Annotated in this window: 15 protein-coding genes; 11 read left to right on the top strand and 4 right to left on the bottom strand. The window is 53.3% G+C overall.

Features of this window, described 5'->3' with window-relative positions; translation table 11 throughout:
* Positions 1–240: 240 nt before the first annotated feature.
* The 3 genes from KO503_RS06775 to KO503_RS06765 all read left to right on the top strand — a co-directional run bounded on the left by KO503_RS06775 (position 241) and on the right by KO503_RS06765 (position 3,749).
* Positions 241–2,385, top strand: a complete 2,145-nt coding sequence (locus KO503_RS06775) for a malate synthase G (RefSeq protein WP_215990781.1) — start codon at positions 241–243, stop codon at positions 2,383–2,385.
* 3 nt (positions 2,386–2,388) lie between these two features.
* Complete coding sequence (locus KO503_RS06770; protein ID WP_215990780.1) at positions 2,389–2,817, top strand: GlcG/HbpS family heme-binding protein; 429 nt, start codon at positions 2,389–2,391, stop codon at positions 2,815–2,817.
* Positions 2,818–2,975: 158 nt separating this feature from the next.
* Positions 2,976–3,749, top strand: a complete 774-nt coding sequence (locus tag KO503_RS06765) for a gamma-glutamyl-gamma-aminobutyrate hydrolase family protein (protein ID WP_215990779.1) — start codon at positions 2,976–2,978, stop codon at positions 3,747–3,749.
* Here KO503_RS06765 and KO503_RS06760 read toward each other — a convergent pair.
* Positions 3,746–4,210 carry a GNAT family N-acetyltransferase gene (locus KO503_RS06760; protein WP_215990778.1) on the bottom strand — a complete coding sequence of 155 codons (465 nt, stop codon included), beginning with the start codon at positions 4,208–4,210 and terminating at the stop codon, positions 3,746–3,748. The genes KO503_RS06765 and KO503_RS06760 overlap by 4 nt on opposite strands.
* 410 nt (positions 4,211–4,620) lie before the next feature.
* Here KO503_RS06760 and KO503_RS06755 point away from each other — a divergent pair, with 410 nt between their 5' ends.
* From KO503_RS06755 to KO503_RS06730, 6 genes are all read left to right on the top strand, one after another.
* The gene (locus tag KO503_RS06755) at positions 4,621–6,192 is read left to right on the top strand and encodes a Re/Si-specific NAD(P)(+) transhydrogenase subunit alpha (RefSeq protein ID WP_215990964.1); all 1,572 of its coding nucleotides are present in this window, start codon (positions 4,621–4,623) and stop codon (positions 6,190–6,192) included.
* A gap of 13 nt (positions 6,193–6,205) precedes the next feature.
* The gene (locus KO503_RS06750) at positions 6,206–7,639 is read left to right on the top strand and encodes an NAD(P)(+) transhydrogenase (Re/Si-specific) subunit beta (protein WP_215990777.1); all 1,434 of its coding nucleotides are present in this window, start codon (positions 6,206–6,208) and stop codon (positions 7,637–7,639) included.
* Between the two features lie 209 nt (positions 7,640–7,848).
* On the top strand, positions 7,849–8,919 hold the full coding sequence (locus KO503_RS06745) for a YHYH protein (protein ID WP_215990776.1): 1,071 nt from the start codon (positions 7,849–7,851) through the stop codon (positions 8,917–8,919).
* 142 nt (positions 8,920–9,061) lie between these two features.
* Complete coding sequence (locus KO503_RS06740) at positions 9,062–9,775, top strand: cytochrome c biogenesis CcdA family protein (protein ID WP_215990775.1); 714 nt, start codon at positions 9,062–9,064, stop codon at positions 9,773–9,775.
* A gap of 18 nt (positions 9,776–9,793) precedes the next feature.
* Positions 9,794–10,210, top strand: a complete 417-nt coding sequence (locus tag KO503_RS06735) for a thioredoxin family protein (RefSeq protein ID WP_215990774.1) — start codon at positions 9,794–9,796, stop codon at positions 10,208–10,210.
* A 116-nt stretch (positions 10,211–10,326) separates the two neighbouring features.
* The gene (locus KO503_RS06730) at positions 10,327–11,625 is read left to right on the top strand and encodes a DUF3422 family protein (protein ID WP_215990773.1); all 1,299 of its coding nucleotides are present in this window, start codon (positions 10,327–10,329) and stop codon (positions 11,623–11,625) included.
* On the opposite strand, the gene KO503_RS06725 is transcribed toward KO503_RS06730, so the two are convergent.
* Positions 11,546–12,610 (bottom strand): YeeE/YedE family protein, encoded by a 1,065-nt coding sequence (locus KO503_RS06725; protein ID WP_215990772.1) that lies wholly within the window; start codon positions 12,608–12,610, stop codon positions 11,546–11,548. The two genes, KO503_RS06730 and KO503_RS06725, sit on opposite strands and share 80 nt — an antisense overlap.
* A 350-nt stretch (positions 12,611–12,960) precedes the next feature.
* Here KO503_RS06725 and KO503_RS06720 point away from each other — a divergent pair, with 350 nt between their 5' ends.
* A complete protein-coding gene (locus KO503_RS06720) occupies positions 12,961–14,124 on the top strand; it encodes a M20 aminoacylase family protein (protein ID WP_215990771.1) in 1,164 nt (387 codons plus the stop codon).
* A 41-nt stretch (positions 14,125–14,165) separates the two neighbouring features.
* Positions 14,166–14,519: a DUF1304 domain-containing protein gene (locus KO503_RS06715; RefSeq protein WP_215990770.1), complete on the top strand. Its 354-nt coding sequence runs from the start codon at positions 14,166–14,168 to the stop codon at positions 14,517–14,519.
* 28 nt (positions 14,520–14,547) lie between these two features.
* On the opposite strand, the gene KO503_RS06710 is transcribed toward KO503_RS06715, so the two are convergent.
* Together KO503_RS06710 and KO503_RS06705 are read right to left on the bottom strand one after the other, a co-directional pair.
* Positions 14,548–14,826 carry a hypothetical protein gene (locus KO503_RS06710; RefSeq protein ID WP_215990769.1) on the bottom strand — a complete coding sequence of 93 codons (279 nt, stop codon included), beginning with the start codon at positions 14,824–14,826 and terminating at the stop codon, positions 14,548–14,550.
* 131 nt (positions 14,827–14,957) lie between these two features.
* On the bottom strand, positions 14,958–15,377 hold the full coding sequence (locus tag KO503_RS06705) for a PACE efflux transporter (protein WP_215990768.1): 420 nt from the start codon (positions 15,375–15,377) through the stop codon (positions 14,958–14,960).
* Between the last annotated feature and the right edge of the window lie 49 nt (positions 15,378–15,426).

The following is a 15,426-nucleotide window of genomic DNA, read 5'->3' as shown; positions in this document are numbered from 1 at the left end:
TGATCAAGCCAGAGGTTAGTCCGCAGTCGAGGGGGCTGCAAGTCACCGATGGTCTTAGGGCGTTTGGCCGCACAGAGCCACATAAGGCCGTACAGAGCAGAGGGTCACATATTTGATGAGATTTCGAGCAGTCGATTTATATTTAATCATTTTGGTAAAAAAATATGACCACCCTTGCCGAACCTCGCTTTCCTGCCTACGGTTCGCCTTAAAGCGATCCCAACCCGAGAGGATGATTCCGTGAGCCATACCACCAAAATTTTCGGCCTAAACATTGCAACTGATCTTGTGCGCTTCGTTGAAGACGAAGCTCTTGTCGGATTGGACATCACGCCTGAGGCTGTGTGGTCGGGGTTTGCGGCGATCGTGAATGATCTTGGGCCGAAAAATCGCAAGCTGTTGGACAAACGTGAAAGCATTCAAGCGCAGATTGATGACTGGCATATCGCCCGCAAAGGTCAGCCGCATGATGCCGCAGCCTATGAGGCGTTTTTGCGTGAGATTGATTATATTGTGGCTGAGGGCGCAGATTTTGAGATCGAAACAACAGACACTGACCCTGAAATGGCGCTGATCCCAGGTGCGCAGCTTGTGGTCCCGATCACCAACGCGCGCTATGCCTTGAACGCCGCCAATGCACGCTGGGGCTCGCTTTATGATGCTTTGTATGGCACCGACGCGCTGGGCGATGTGGCGACGGGCAAGGGCTATGACAGCGAACGTGGCGGGCGTGTGATTGCTTGGGCCAAGGCGCATTTGGATGACGTGGCCCCATTGGCGGGTGGCTCTTGGGCGGATGTGACCGCGCTGTCCGTCAAAGATGGAATGATGATTGCGGGTGGTTCAAAGGGCGACACTGGCCTGTCCAATCCTGATCAATTGGCAGGTTCTAAAGAGGGGCATGTTTTGCTGCGTGTGAATGGGTTGTTGATCGATATTGTGATCGACCCAAGCACCCCAGTGGGCGCACAAGACTCTGCGGGCATTGCCGACATACGGTTGGAAAGCGCCATGTCTGCGATCATGGATTGTGAAGATTCTGTTGCTGCTGTGGACGCGGAAGAAAAAATCGGCGCTTACCGTAATTGGCTTGGCTTGATGAAGGGCGATCTGACCGAAGAGGTCAATAAAGGTGGCAAAGTCATTACCCGTGCCTTGCACGGTGATGACAACTTTATCGCACCCGATGGATCGGATCTGCCTGTGAAAGCCCGCGCCTTGATGTTGGTGCGCAACGTTGGCCACTTGATGACCAACCCTGCGGTGACCGACAGCGAGGGCCGCGAGGTGGGCGAAGGCTTGATGGACGCGATGTTCACCACGCTGATCGCCATGCATGATCTGAACAAGACAGGCGGCGCGCGCAATTCTGTGACAGGATCCGTTTATGTGGTGAAGCCCAAGATGCACGGGCCAGAAGAGGTTGCCTTTGCAGATGAAATCTTCACCCGTGTTGAGGCGATTTTGGGCTTGCCGCAAAATACCGTAAAACTGGGCATCATGGACGAAGAACGCCGCACATCAGTGAACTTGAAAGAATGTATCCGCGCGGCTAAGTCGCGTGTGGCCTTTATCAACACTGGGTTCTTGGACCGCACTGGGGATGAAATTCACACCTCGATGGAAGCGGGACCAATGATCCGCAAAGGTGACATGAAAGCGGAGCCTTGGATTGCATCTTACGAGGACCGCAATGTTGATATCGGTTTGGCTTGCGGGCTGAAAGGCAAAGCGCAAATCGGCAAAGGGATGTGGGCCATGCCGGATTTGATGGCGGATATGCTAAAAGCCAAAATCGGTCACCCGAAATCTGGCGCGACCTGCGCTTGGGTGCCATCGCCAACAGCGGCCACCTTGCACGCCACACATTACCACAAGGTTGATGTGATGGCTGTGCAAGACAAAATCAAAGCAGGCGGGGCCCGTGGTACGCTGGCCGATTTGATCACGATTCCAGTGGCCCAAGGCGTGAATTGGTCCGACGCTGAAATCGCCTCAGAGATTGAAAACAACGCCCAAGGCATTTTGGGTTACGTTGTACGCTGGGTCGATCAGGGCGTGGGCTGTTCCAAAGTGCCGGATATTCACGACGTCGGCTTGATGGAAGATCGCGCGACCTGTCGGATTTCGTCGCAAGCCTTGGCCAACTGGTTGCACCACGGGGTCGTGTCCGAAGACCAAGTGATGGCCGCGATGAAAAAAATGGCCGCTGTTGTGGATCGCCAGAACGAGGGCGATGCGCTCTATACGCCGATGGCTCCGAATTTCGATGGTATCGCATTCCAAGCTGCCTGTGATTTGGTGTTCAAAGGGCGCGTTCAGCCCTCTGGCTACACCGAGCCCGTGCTGCATGCGCGTCGCCTAGAATTGAAAGCCCAAGGATAATATATGACCACGATTACTCTCGAAGCCGCCACACAAATGATTGCAGCCACCACAGCTTATGGGGTGGAACATGGTATGAAACCTTTGTCGATGATTGTGCTGGATGCAGGCGGACACCCGATTGCGTTTGCGCGGGCCAATGACACCTCGCCTGCGCGCTATGCGATTGCTCATGGCAAAGCTTACGGCGCTGTTATGATGGGCATGTCTGGCACGACCTTGAACGCAATGGCCAAAGAGCGCCCGGAATTTCTAAACGCGCTGAACACCGCGCTGGGCGGCACGGTTGTGCCTGTGCAGGGTGGTGTTTTGGTGAAATCCGCTGACGGCAAAGTGATTGGCTCTGTCGGTGTCACAGGGGACACATCTGAGAATGACGCAGCTGCGGGGCAGGTGGGGATTGAGGCTGCCGGTTTTACCGCCGAAAGCTAAATCCATTTTTCAACAAACGATAGATTAAAATCTAATCACCCTAGGCGCGCAGATCACTCTGTGCGCCTATTGCATATCCCCTGCGCGTCGTTCTGACTTTTCATCTCGGCACTGTTGCCTATGTTAAGAATATTGCAACGACAGGATAAGGATTTCATATGGCACGGCCCATCGTTGGTATCATCGGAAATAGCGACGTTTTGAACGAGGATTACCCTGTGTTCACCAGTGGCAAGATGAATGTGGATGCCGTGTCCAATGTGTCCGGCTGCGTACCGCTGTTGGTCCCTGCCGATCCAAATATGCTATCTGTTGACGAACTTTTGGCCACTTGTGATGGCTTTGTGCTGACAGGCGGGCGCCCCAATGTGCATCCGTCTGAATACGGCGAGGTTGAAACCGATGCACATGGTGCTTTTGATCGTTTGCGTGATGAACTGACCCTGCCATTGGTGCGCGCCTGTGTGGAGCGCGGTCAGCCGTTTTTCGGTATTTGCCGCGGGTTTCAAGAGGTCAACGTGGCGATGGGTGGGTCTTTGTACCCTGAAATCCGTGACCTTGACGGGCGCGACAACCACCGGATGCCCCCTGATGGCACATTGGAAGAAAAATTCGAGCTGCGCCACGATGTGACGTTTGCGCAAGGCGGTGTGTTTCACAAACTCTTAGGCGCACAGACGGTCAGAACCAATACGTTGCACGGCCAAGGCATCAAGCACGCCGGACCGTGTGTGGTGATCGACGGTTACGCACCTGATGGCACGCCTGAGGCCATTTATATCAAAGATGCGCTGGGCTTTACGCTGTCTGTGCAATGGCATCCTGAATGGCGTGCAGGGCTTGATCCCGTGTCCAAGGCACTGTTTGGTGCGTTTGGGGATGCGGCGCGTGCCTATGCAATGCGCAAACATAAAACTTTGGCCAGCGCCTAAAGGCTTTTTTCCATTCGGAAGTTTTCAATACCGACGCCATCGCGGATCACCGTTTGTCGTGCGGTGACCTGCCAACCGTGTTTTTCAAAAAAACGCTTGGCCAGATGCGAGGCTTCTGTATCCATCACTGTCAGGTCCAGTCTGCGCGCCTCGACTTCGCAGGCTTTATAAAGAGAAACAGCGGTGCCTTTGCCCCTTTCATTTGGCAGTACATAGGCGAAATCGATGTGGCCATCCGTGCCCATTGTCATAAATCCCACGATCTTGCCCCAGCGTTTAGCTGCTATTGCATAGCCTTGTGTTAGGCGTTCAGGCCAGTCACTGGGGGCAGAGGCGCGGGGTGGGGCCCATGCATTTTGTTGTTCTTTTGTATAAAAGGCCCCCGTGCTCTCATGCACGGCGTGAAAAAACACGTCATAGCAACGGTCGGCATCGGCATGGGTGAGGGGGCGGATCTTCATAATATGTAGTCTACATCATTTTTGAATGTCGAAATTATTTTAATAGTCTTATTCGCACAGCATTTAGCGAGGTATATTTTCGATATTATAATTCGATCTTCAAAATGGTATACCATTTTGAACTTTCTTTCTGTATTGTTTGCATTAGACTGCGATTTAAGTTGCGGCTCGACTGTCTTTCGTTTGGGTCAGACGAAAGAATTGGAGGAGGCATTTTACAACCAATGATTTTAAGTGGCGCGAAAAACGCTTTGCACGCCGCTTAAGGGCTATGGGCTGCACCTGTTCTACGAATGAACAAGAGTGTTCAAAGATTGGAATGTTAGCGCAACAATGTTGCGCTTGTTTTTTGTTCTGGTAGGACTTGTGGGATGTCAAAAAATTTTGACTGGGGAAAAGAGGAAAAATTCGTGAAGATCGGTATTCCTAAGGAATTATATGAAGGCGAAGCGCGCGTCGCGTTGACGCCTGACAGTGCCAAACAGCTGCAAAAGCTTGGCTACGACTGTGTTATTGAAACGGGCGCTGGCGCGCTGGCTGGTTTTGCTGACAAGGATTATAAAGAGGCTGGTGTTGAGGTGGTGAAAACCGCAGCAGCATTGTGGAAAGCCGCTGAAATCGTTGCCAAAGTCCGCCAACCTGAAGCTGTTGAGCTCAAACGTTTGACCAAAGGCCAAACCTTGATTTCCTTCTTCAACCCTGCGGCAAATGACGCAGGCATGGAAGCGGCGAAAGCCAAAGGCGCCAATGTCATCGCGATGGAAATGGTGCCCCGCATCAGCCGTGCGCAAAAAATGGATGCCCTGTCATCCATGGCCAATATCGCGGGCTACCGTGCGGTTATTGAGGCGTCCAACAACTTTGGTCGATTCTTTACCGGCCAGATCACAGCTGCAGGCAAAGTGCCGCCAGCGAAGGTTTTGGTTGTCGGTGCTGGTGTGGCCGGTTTGGCCGCGATCGGTACCTCCACATCTTTGGGCGCGATCACCTATGCCTTCGACGTGCGTCCAGAAGTGGCCGAACAAGTCGAATCTATGGGCGCTGAATTCGTCTACTTGGATTTTGAAGAAGAGCAGCAAGATGGTGCAGCGACAGGTGGCTACGCCTCTGTGTCCAGCCCTGAATTCCGCGAAGCGCAATTGGCCAAGTTCCTAGAATTGGCCCCTGAGGTCGATATCGTGATCACCACAGCGCTTATTCCAAACCGTGAAGCGCCTGAGCTTTGGACCGCTGAAATGGTTGCAGCCATGAAGCCTGGCTCTGTCATCGTGGATTTGGCGGCGGAAAAAGGCGGCAACTGTAAGCTGACAGTCGCGGACGAGAAAATCGTCACAGACAACGGCGTTACAATCGTTGGCTACACCGATTTCCCATCACGTATGGCTGCGCAAGCATCCACTTTGTATGCCACAAACATCCGTCACATGATGACAGATTTGACCCCAGAAAAAGACGGTCAGATCAATCACGACATGGAAGACGATGTGATCCGTGGTGCGACAGTCACATTCGAGGGCGAAATTACGTTCCCACCGCCTCCACCAAAAATTGCAGCCATCGCAGCCAAACCCAAAGAGGTTGTGCCTGAGCTGACAGCAGAAGAAAAACGCGCCGCTGAAGTGGCGGCATTCAAAGCACAAACCAAAAATCAGGTGATCTTATTGTCTGTGGGTGCGGCTTTGTTGTTGGCTGTCGGCCTTGTGGCTCCGGCCAGCTTTATGCAGCACTTTATTGTGTTCGTTCTGTCTGTCTTCATCGGGTTCCAAGTCATCTGGGGCGTGGCGCATTCACTGCACACACCACTTATGGCGGTCACCAACGCGATTTCATCGATCATCATTTTGGGTGCTTTGATGCAAATCGGGTCTGGGTCTTTCCTTGTGATCCTATTGGCGTCCTTGTCAGTCTTTATGGCGGGCATCAACATCTTTGGCGGCTTCCTCGTCACACGGCGCATGCTTGCCATGTTCCAGAAATCTTAAGGAGTATAGGATTATGGAATTCGGATTTACGACAGCGGCCTATGTGGTCGCGGCAGTCCTCTTCATCCTCTCTTTGGGGGGCTTGTCAGGGCAAGAAAGCGCAAAACGCGCTGTATGGTACGGCATTGTTGGTATGGCTTTGGCCGTGGCGGCAACACTTGTTGGACCAGGCGCTGGCCTTTGGTTCTTGTCGCTTCTGCTGATCGCAGGTGGTGGTGCCATTGGGTATGTTGTGGCCACACGCGTTCAAATGACCGAGATGCCACAGCTTGTGGCGGCGATGCACTCGTTGGTCGGTTTGGCCGCTGTGTTCGTGGGCTTGATTGCGCATATCGAACTTGGTCGCGTTTTGGGCATGGATCATGCAACACGCGAAACGCTTGACGGTTTTGCTGGCTTGCTGGCGCATAAAACAGCGGTTGAGATCAACATCCTGCGCGTTGAATTGTTCTTGGGCATCTTTATCGGCGCTGTGACCTTCACCGGCTCTGTTGTGGCTTACGGCAAGCTTGCGGGCAAATTGTCCTCGAATGCCTCTAAGCTTCCAGGGGGGCACATGCTTAATGCGGGTGCTGCGGCGATCTCTGCTATCACCTTGATCTGGTACTTCAACACTGGTGGGTTCTTGCCATTGTTCATCATGACCTTGGCTGCCTTGTTCATTGGGTACCACTTGATCATGGGCATTGGCGGCGCTGATATGCCTGTGGTTGTCTCTATGCTCAACTCCTACTCAGGCTGGGCGGCTGCGGCGATTGGTTTCTCTTTGGGCAACGACCTTTTGATCGTTGTGGGCGCACTTGTGGGGTCTTCCGGTGCGATCTTATCCTACATCATGTGTAAGGCGATGAACCGCTCTTTCGTGTCTGTGATCTTGGGCGGCTTTGGCGGCACAACGGGTCCACAGATGGAAGTGGAAGGCGAACAGGTTGCGATTGATGCGGATGGCGTTGCCAATGCACTCAATGAAGCAGACTCTGTCATCATCGTGCCAGGCTATGGCATGGCTGTTGCGCAGGCTCAATCGGCGGTGTCCGAGTTGACCAACAAACTGCGCGCCAAAGGCAAAAACGTGCGTTTCGCCATCCACCCCGTTGCGGGGCGTTTGCCGGGCCACATGAACGTTTTGCTGGCGGAAGCACGCGTGCCTTATGACATCGTGATGGAAATGGATGAAATCAACGAGGACTTCCCAGAAACGGATGTTGTCATCGTGATCGGGTCCAACGACATTGTGAACCCTGCGGCGCAAGAAGATCCAAACTCACCGATTGCGGGCATGCCTGTTCTGGAAGTCTGGAAAGCCAAGCAAGTGTTCGTGTCCAAACGTGGTCAGGGCACTGGGTATTCCGGTATTGAAAACCCGTTGTTCTATAAAGAAAACACACGGATGTTCTACGGCGATGCTAAGGATTCTGTGAACGCATTGCTGCCTAAAATCGACTAAGGCACTGTGTGATAATTAAGAGAAGGCGGTCCAAATGGGCCGCCTTTTTTGTTGCCGCATCTGACTGACACACCATTTTTTGTCCTTAAACAAATTTAATGCGACGGAAATCTTGCTCTGTGACGTAACATAAAAGTGAACAGTGCAGATCGCGGCCAACAAAGCCGTCACACAGTTGCGCTATGTCAGTGACAGGATGGATATAATCTATGAAACTTCCCTTTTTAAGCCAATGCGTCGTCTTGGCTGTCGCCCCTTTTACCGCCTTTGCCCATGATGACCACGCTTCAATGGATCGTATCGCTGAATTGGAGGCGTTCTTTTCAACAGCCGCGATCTTGAATGGTCCCGAGATCGTCGATTGCACCTTGTCGCAAGGCACGCAGACCAAGTGCTTTTCGATCACAGTTAGACCAGAGCCACAAGATTACACCCCCGGTCCATGGTGCCCGACCAATATCGAAGATGACGCCAGCAAAGGCGGCATTTGGTTTGCTGATGGCAAGGTGATGGATGTTGACGGCGATTTTATCGCCACGCTTGATGAGTTGTACAATGATGGCGAATGGCAGCTTTATGACCCTGAAACCGGCGAAATTCGTGTAACTGATACGAAAGAAGCCTGCGAAGCCGCCGCGCGCCCTGATGTGGCCGAAGAGTTTCAAAACCACTGCGTGCAATGTCTGCCTGAATACATGGCCGATGATGCCTCTATGACGTATGTGATCCCGCTGGAACCGCATTTGGCTACCAGCGACCAAGACACCCGCGAATCTGGATCAGGCTTGGCCTATAACGGTGTGCGCCTTGATGGGCCCGCACCTGTCGAGGCCATCCTAAGCGCCCACACGATTGCCGCTTTTGATGACTGCGGAGGGCATGTGAACACCCATGTCGGGTATCATTATCATTCGGTGCGTGATTGTTTGCCCGGTGTCGAGACTGCACATAGCCACGATCATGATGCAGAGGATGTCACCGAAAATGCCGTCAAAATTGGTATCGCTATGGATGGCCACGACATTTACAGCCGTTTTGACGCGGCCGGTGAGGTGATCACTGGGCTTGATAATTGCGGAGGTCATGCGGCAGACGGTATGCCTTATCACTATCATGCGGGCGAAGCTGCGAGCAACGCCATCGTGGGATGCTTTAAGGCCGAAACGGGCTGCGCCTCTGAGGACAGCGGGCTTATCTGTGATGCGTCTGATGTACGACGTGGCCCTCCGCCTGAAGGTATCGAAGCACAAGACGGCGTTGGCGCACCTCCAGCGGAATAACGCGATTTAACTTTTCCAATGTGCATGGCGGCAGGGGGGATCCTTGCCGCCATGCTTTGTTTCAAGCTCCTGACAGGGACGTTACAGCCCGTCAGCGCTTTGTTGGCTGACAGGTCCGTGTCATTCAGGGCATTGTCTGCGCATGGAATTTATCTTTGCATATGCTGCGGGCCTTTTGACGCTCATCAACCCTTGTGTCTTGCCGATTTTGCCTATTGTTCTGGCCAGTGCGCTGCAAGCGGGCAAAGGTGGCCCTCTTTATATGGCAGCAGGCATGAGCCTGTCTTTCGTCGGTTTTGGCATGTTTGTCACCACTGTAGGCTATTCTATCGGCTTGGATGAACAGCGTTTGGGCCAGATTGGTGCGTGGATGATGGTGATCTTTGGCATCATTTTACTGGTGCCGCCATTGTCGGCCAAGTTTTCCAGTCTCACATCGGGTTTTGCCAATTCCGCCGATGCGCGGATTGATAAGATGCAGCGTAAAACCGCATTGGGTCAGCTTGGCACTGGCGCACTTCTTGGCGCTGTGTGGAGCCCTTGTATCGGACCAACTTTGGGCGGTGCCATCGCTTTGGCAAGCCAAGGCGAAAACCTGTTGCGCGCGGCGATGATCATGGTGTTCTTTGCCTTTGGCGTCTCTACGATTATCCTTGTTTTGGGCTACGGTGCGCGGTCGTGGTTTGTACGGCGGCAAAGCCTGATGCAGGCGATGGCTGAAAAGTCCCGTCCGCTTTTGGGGGCTGTTTTTGTCTTGGTCGGGCTGGGATTGCTGTTCAAAGTCCATCACATGATTGAATTTTGGGCGGTGCAAAACCTACCCGCTTGGCTGATTGATCTTTCCGTTGCTCTCTAACCTTTTAAGGAGATACCTATGAAACGCCGTGATTTTATTGTGTCCGCCGCTGCTGCCTGTGTGGCCTCTGCTTTGGGGCGGGCCACCTTTGCCGCGACGGCTTACACACCGGGTCTTGTGGACCAAGAACTGGCCGCGGGTAAAACCGTGTTTCTGGATTTCAAAGCCTCTTGGTGCACAACCTGTGCTGCACAAGAGCGCGTTATGGATAGGCTCAAAGCCGCAAATCCCGACTATGAAAAATGGATCACGTTTATCGCTGTAGATTGGGATGAATATGGCCGCTCTGATTTGACGAAACGCCTTAAAGTACCACGCCGGTCTACTTTGGTCGCCCTGAAAGGGGATGCAGAGCTTGGACGCATTGTTGCGGGCACGCGGGAAGCGGATATCAAGGATTTGATGGATGCAGCACTCAGCGCCGCGATGGCTTAGGTCTGGTTCGGTATACGTTGGTATTCCGATAAGCCTTTGATATGCGACGAAATATCTCTATCTAGAGGGGCGTTTTGGATCTAATGTGACGAAAATCCATACGCACGAGACCCAAAATGGCCCCCATTATAGATCACCCACGCCGCTATGAGTTGGCGAATGAGCTGCACGCTCGCCCATTTCCACGTTTGAATGCTCCGTCGCGGGCGGCTTATTTGGCCATCCGCAGTGCGGGCGATGCCGCACGGCGTGATCGCGCCTTGGACCGTGCGCATCTGATTGCCTTGTTGGATCGCTTTGGTGCTGCGCACCCCGCGCCAGAGGCCACGCATTTCATGGGCGAATTGGGCAAGTATCACCTGAAATGGGAAAGCCACACCGAATTCGTGACCTATACTTTGTTCACCGATGGGGTGTCTGACACACGGTTTGATGACGGTACGTTTGATTTGTTTCCACAAGATTGGCTGGATGCAGCACCGGGGCAGCGCGTGACCTCTGCGATTTTGCGGATCGAGCCTTTGCAATCCGAAGACTGGGCGCGCAAGCGTTTGCGCAGTTGGTTGGAACCTGAAAGCCTTGCTGTGGCCTATGTGCTGGATGGCGAAATGGCTGTGGCTTCCGATTTTCGGATCGACACAGACGGGCATATGCGCTTTGCAATGTTCACCCGCCCAGAATGCGGCACGCAGCGGATCGGTCGGGTTTTGCAACGGCTGTGCGAGATCGAGACCTATAAATCGATGTCGATGCTCGGGCTGATCCAAGCGCGCCGGATCAATGGCGAGACGGCAGACATTGAATTCGAACTTGCCGCGCTGATGGATCAAATGACCGCCAAAGATGCGGGACCGGCGGATGATATGCTGGGCGATATTTTGCGGTTGTCGACACAGATTGAGCGGCTGGTGGCGCAAACCAATTTTCGTATCGGCGCCACGGGGGCCTATGCCGCCATTGTCGAGCAACGTATCGAAGTGCTGCGCGAAGAGCGGTTTGGCGGCGGGCAGTTGTTTTCGGAATTTATGATGCGGCGATTTGATCCTGCGATGCGCACTGTCAGTGCCGCCAAGCGTCAGTTGGAAAACTTGGCGGACCGTGCAGAGCGTGCGGCCAATTTGTTGCGCACAAAGGTGGATGTGGACCGGCAGATGCAAAATCAGGCTTTGCTGGCCTCGATGGATCGCCGCGCCAATCTGCAATTGCAATTGCAAGAAACAGTCGAAGGCCTGTCTGTGGTCGCGATCAGCTATTACGCTGTGGGTCTTGTGGGCTATGCGATCTATCCGTTTTTGCAGCCCCTCGGCATCAGCAAGGGGCTGGCATTGGCGGGGATTACGCCGCTGGTGCTTGGCTGTGTGTGGTTTGGGTTGCGCCGTTTGAAGGCACTCCATCACGCAAAAGCTGCGCCGTAAGCTTGCCGCCGATCGCAATCGAGATCACAGCCAAGATCGCAGCGATAGACAGTGTGGGAATGCCCGACAGGCCCGCGCCCATGGTGCAGCCGCCTGCTAAGACGCCACCAACGCCCATCAATGCGGCGCCCGCAAAATAGCGCCCTGTTTGGCGTGGGGTCTCGAAACTTTGCCATTGGAACCGACCAAAGAGTACGGACACCACCAAAGCGCCCGCCACCACACCGCCCAATAGTCCAACGCCAAAGCCAGCAGGAATAGAGGATGAGGCGATGCCCCAGAACAAGGTTTCAGCCGCAGGCGATGTGAATGATAGGCTTTCCATCGCGATAGGGTCGAATTCATCGAACAGCACATATCCGGTGCCAACCCAAGCCAGCGGGACCAAAGCGCCGATCAAAGCGCCAAGCACCATGTCACGTTTGCGGGCCCCAGAGCGCAGCGCAATTGCTAGAGCTGCGATCACGATAATCGCGCTCCAGATCATAGGATTACCGGACAAGCTTGCGTTATCTAAGGGCAACGTCACAGCACCAAGTGTGGTGCGCACAGGTGCCAGAACGCCTTTCAGCGTAGCATGAGCAACAAAGGCAAAGGCGAGCAACACAATGACAGCCCGCAGATTGCCTGTGCCGGCCAAAACCGTCAAACGCGACACACAGCCGCGCGTCAAGACCATCCCTGCGCCAAAGGCCAATCCGCCGACCACGATGGCCAACCACGGCAGATCAGCGGCAAAGAACCTGTGGTCGTCAAATGAAATCAGACCTTGGGCGATGGCGATTTGCGTGCCGATCACTGCGACAGCAAGACCCGCAAACCAAACGCCAGAGGCTGCGCGCCGCTCGCCACGTGGTCCCGCCACCATGCGGCGAAAACAAAAACGCGACGCTTCGGCAAGGCCACCAAACAAAAAGCCTATTAAAAGGCCGAAAATAATAGCCGCTTGGCGTGGATCGACGTCTAGTCCGAGCTGTTCGTACATGTGGGCGTCCTTTGATCAGAGTGTTTTGGGGTAGTGCGTTTTGGGGCAGCGTGTTCGGGAATCGGTCTTTTTTGATTTATGCCTCTTTGGCAGATAGATTAAGATTTGTGAATATGGGGTAGGGTGGACTTTGTTTGCGCCTGCGTATCTGTTTGACGTGTTTGTTCTGTGAAACTGGCGGTGATGGGGACATCACAAAGGTTTGCAACGATGCAGCGGGCTGTGTCGTTCTTTATTCACATCTGCGTATATATTGACCAAGGGATCAAATGCGCGCGCTGTCTCTCTTGCGCTTTGAGGTCAAAACCGTATTGCTTACCTTAGATATACACCATCGCTTGGAGCCACTCATGCCTGTTAAAAACCGTCTTGCCGATATGCAGCCGCAGATTGCCGAATGGCGTCAAGACATTCACGCGCATCCTGAACTGATGTTCGAGGTTCATCGCACTGCCAAAAAGGTAGCGGATTTACTGCGCGACTTTGGCTGTGATGAGGTGATCGAGGGCATTGGCCGCACAGGCGTCGTGGGCATTATCAAAGGACGGCAGTCTGCATCTGGGCGTACCGTTGGTTTGCGCGCAGATATGGACGCTTTGCCGATTTTGGAAGAAACCGGTGCGGAGTATGCCTCAACTACCCCCGGTGTAATGCATGCCTGCGGGCATGATGGGCACACCTCGATGTTGTTGGGGGCGGCACAGTATTTGTGTGAGACCCGCAATTTCGATGGCACCTGCGTGGTGATCTTTCAACCCGCCGAAGAGGGCGGGGGCGGCGGTCGCGAGATGTGCGCTGAGGGCATGATGGCGCGGTGGAACATTGACGAAGTCTATGGCATGCACAATTGGCCAGGGCAGCCATTGGGGCAGTTCGCCATTCGCCCTGGACCGTTTTTTGCCGCCGCTGATGAATTCAAGATCACGGTTATTGGCAAAGGCGGACATGCGGCCAAGCCACATGAGGCGATTGATAGCACGGTTGTGGCCTCGCATTTGGTGATCGCCTTGCAAACCATTGCTTCGCGCAATGTGGACCCAACTGAACAGGTTGTGGTCTCAGTCACATCGGTTGAAACCTCATCAAAAGCGTATAATGTTTTGCCAGCCTCGATTGAATTGCGTGGCACTGTGCGCACGCTGGACAAAGAGGTGCGTGCGCAGGCCGAGAGCCGCGTCAAAGCCATCGCAGAAGGCATCGGAGCGACCTTTGGCGCTGACATTGAGGTGGAATACATGCTTGGCTATCCTGTGATGGTCAATCACGATCGTGAAACGCAATTTGCTATTGATGCGGCTACGAAAGTGGCTGGCAACTGTGAGGTGGCACCGTTGATTATGGGCGGTGAAGATTTCGCCTATATGCTTGAGGAGCGTCCTGGTGCCTATATTCTTGTCGGGAATGGTGACAGCGCGCCCGTGCATCACCCTAAATTTAATATCAATGATGAAATCCTGCCCGTGGGGGCGTCATGGTACGCTGAAATGGTTGAAAGCCGTTTACCTGTCGCATAGCGCGGCTTGCAGCACTTTAACGTTACTTTGAAGGGGGCATCATGTCCGTTATCGCTATTCTATTGAGCGTCGCAGTTGCTTTCTTGCACGCATATATTCTGTATCTTGAGATGTTCGCATGGGAAGATAAGCGCACTCGTAAAATCTTTGGCACCACTGAAGATTTTGCCAAAGCGACCAAAGCGCTGGCGGCCAATCAAGGACTGTACAACGGTTTTTTATCCGCAGGACTGTTTTGGGGCGTGTTTGCGGGCAAGACCGATGTTCTTGTGTTTTTCTTGCTTTGCATCTGCGTAGCCGCCGCTTATGGCGCGCGTACGGTGTCTAAAAAGATTTTGTTTACGCAAGGCCTGCCTGCGGCCTTGGCGCTTTTTGCTGTTGTGTTCTTAAACTAAAGATCACTCTGGATTTCTGGCGTCGCCTTTAAAAGGCGTCCACCTCAGGCACCATGCCGTGACGCGCCAAGAACACGGGCAGGCTGACTTCGCCTGAATCCGTGTCTTCGATCAGCATATAAGCATCTGCGCCGATGCAATTTTGCAATCTGCATTCGCGTTCTGCACGCTCTTCTGCGGCCGAAGCGGTTGAGTATTCGATCAGCTTGTCGACTTTCAGTCCGCCTTGCGTGCTGCCCGCTGTTGCGCCGAGATAGGTTTGACAAATGTAATGCGTTTTTGACGATGTTTCATCTGATCGTGCCATGGCTATGTTCCTACTTTACCCATAAGAACAAAATAGGAACATATTTAATCTTTGGCAAGGATTAAATGGTAATCTGTGATCGTTGCTTTTGGCGTTATACGGCGGAGCCGTTGCCGCATCGGGGCGCAAAATCAAACGTTGTCAGGCAGGGGGAAAATTTTGTCATAGCTATAGTTAAACACGAAGGCATAGATCAGATAAAACACAACAAAGGCCAAATCCATAACAAAGGCCTGCCATAGCCCTATGCCCAGATACAAAGCGATCAAAGGCAAAGTGAACAGCAAAAGCCCAGCTTCGAACAGCACAGCATGTAGCACGCGCAAGGGCATCGTTTTATGCACCGTGCCGCGCTTTCGTTTTAAGGCGCGATCAAACCCAATGTTATAAATATAGTTCCAAAGCGTGGCGATTGTGGCGGCAGCAATCGCCACAACACCAATGTCTTGCATATGCATTCCAAACCCGACGGCCCCCAGCGGCACCACCAAAAGCAGGCCAATGATTTCAAAGCTGAGTGCGTGGCGAATACGATCACGAGTGTTGCGCATGATGTCCCTCATTTCATGTCTGGGTCGTCCCAGATAATTACCCGAATTG

It is taken from the genome of Pacificibacter marinus (assembly GCF_018860505.1).
Classification (GTDB): Bacteria; Pseudomonadota; Alphaproteobacteria; order Rhodobacterales; family Rhodobacteraceae; genus Celeribacter; species Celeribacter marinus_B.
This window is presented reverse-complemented; position numbering and strand designations above follow the sequence as displayed.

Bases quoted from the DNA above. Each gene is read 5' to 3' on its own strand.
- KO503_RS06760 (WP_215990778.1), bottom strand. From the start codon at position 4,210: ATGAAGATCCGCCCCCTCACCCATGCCGATGCCGACCGTTGCTATGAC.
- KO503_RS06725 (WP_215990772.1), bottom strand. From the start codon at position 12,610: ATGTACGAACAGCTCGGACTAGACGTCGATCCACGCCAAGCGGCTATT.
- KO503_RS06705 (WP_215990768.1), bottom strand. From the start codon at position 15,377: ATGCGCAACACTCGTGATCGTATTCGCCACGCACTCAGCTTTGAAATC.
- KO503_RS06750 (WP_215990777.1), top strand. From the start codon at position 6,206: ATGGAATTCGGATTTACGACAGCGGCCTATGTGGTCGCGGCAGTCCTC.
- KO503_RS06765 (WP_215990779.1), top strand. From the start codon at position 2,976: ATGGCACGGCCCATCGTTGGTATCATCGGAAATAGCGACGTTTTGAAC.
- KO503_RS06715 (WP_215990770.1), top strand. From the start codon at position 14,166: ATGTCCGTTATCGCTATTCTATTGAGCGTCGCAGTTGCTTTCTTGCAC.
- KO503_RS06720 (WP_215990771.1), top strand. From the start codon at position 12,961: ATGCCTGTTAAAAACCGTCTTGCCGATATGCAGCCGCAGATTGCCGAA.
- KO503_RS06710 (WP_215990769.1), bottom strand. From the start codon at position 14,826: ATGGCACGATCAGATGAAACATCGTCAAAAACGCATTACATTTGTCAA.
- KO503_RS06740 (WP_215990775.1), top strand. From the start codon at position 9,062: ATGGAATTTATCTTTGCATATGCTGCGGGCCTTTTGACGCTCATCAAC.
- KO503_RS06745 (WP_215990776.1), top strand. From the start codon at position 7,849: ATGAAACTTCCCTTTTTAAGCCAATGCGTCGTCTTGGCTGTCGCCCCT.
- KO503_RS06735 (WP_215990774.1), top strand. From the start codon at position 9,794: ATGAAACGCCGTGATTTTATTGTGTCCGCCGCTGCTGCCTGTGTGGCC.
- KO503_RS06770 (WP_215990780.1), top strand. From the start codon at position 2,389: ATGACCACGATTACTCTCGAAGCCGCCACACAAATGATTGCAGCCACC.
- KO503_RS06730 (WP_215990773.1), top strand. From the start codon at position 10,327: ATGGCCCCCATTATAGATCACCCACGCCGCTATGAGTTGGCGAATGAG.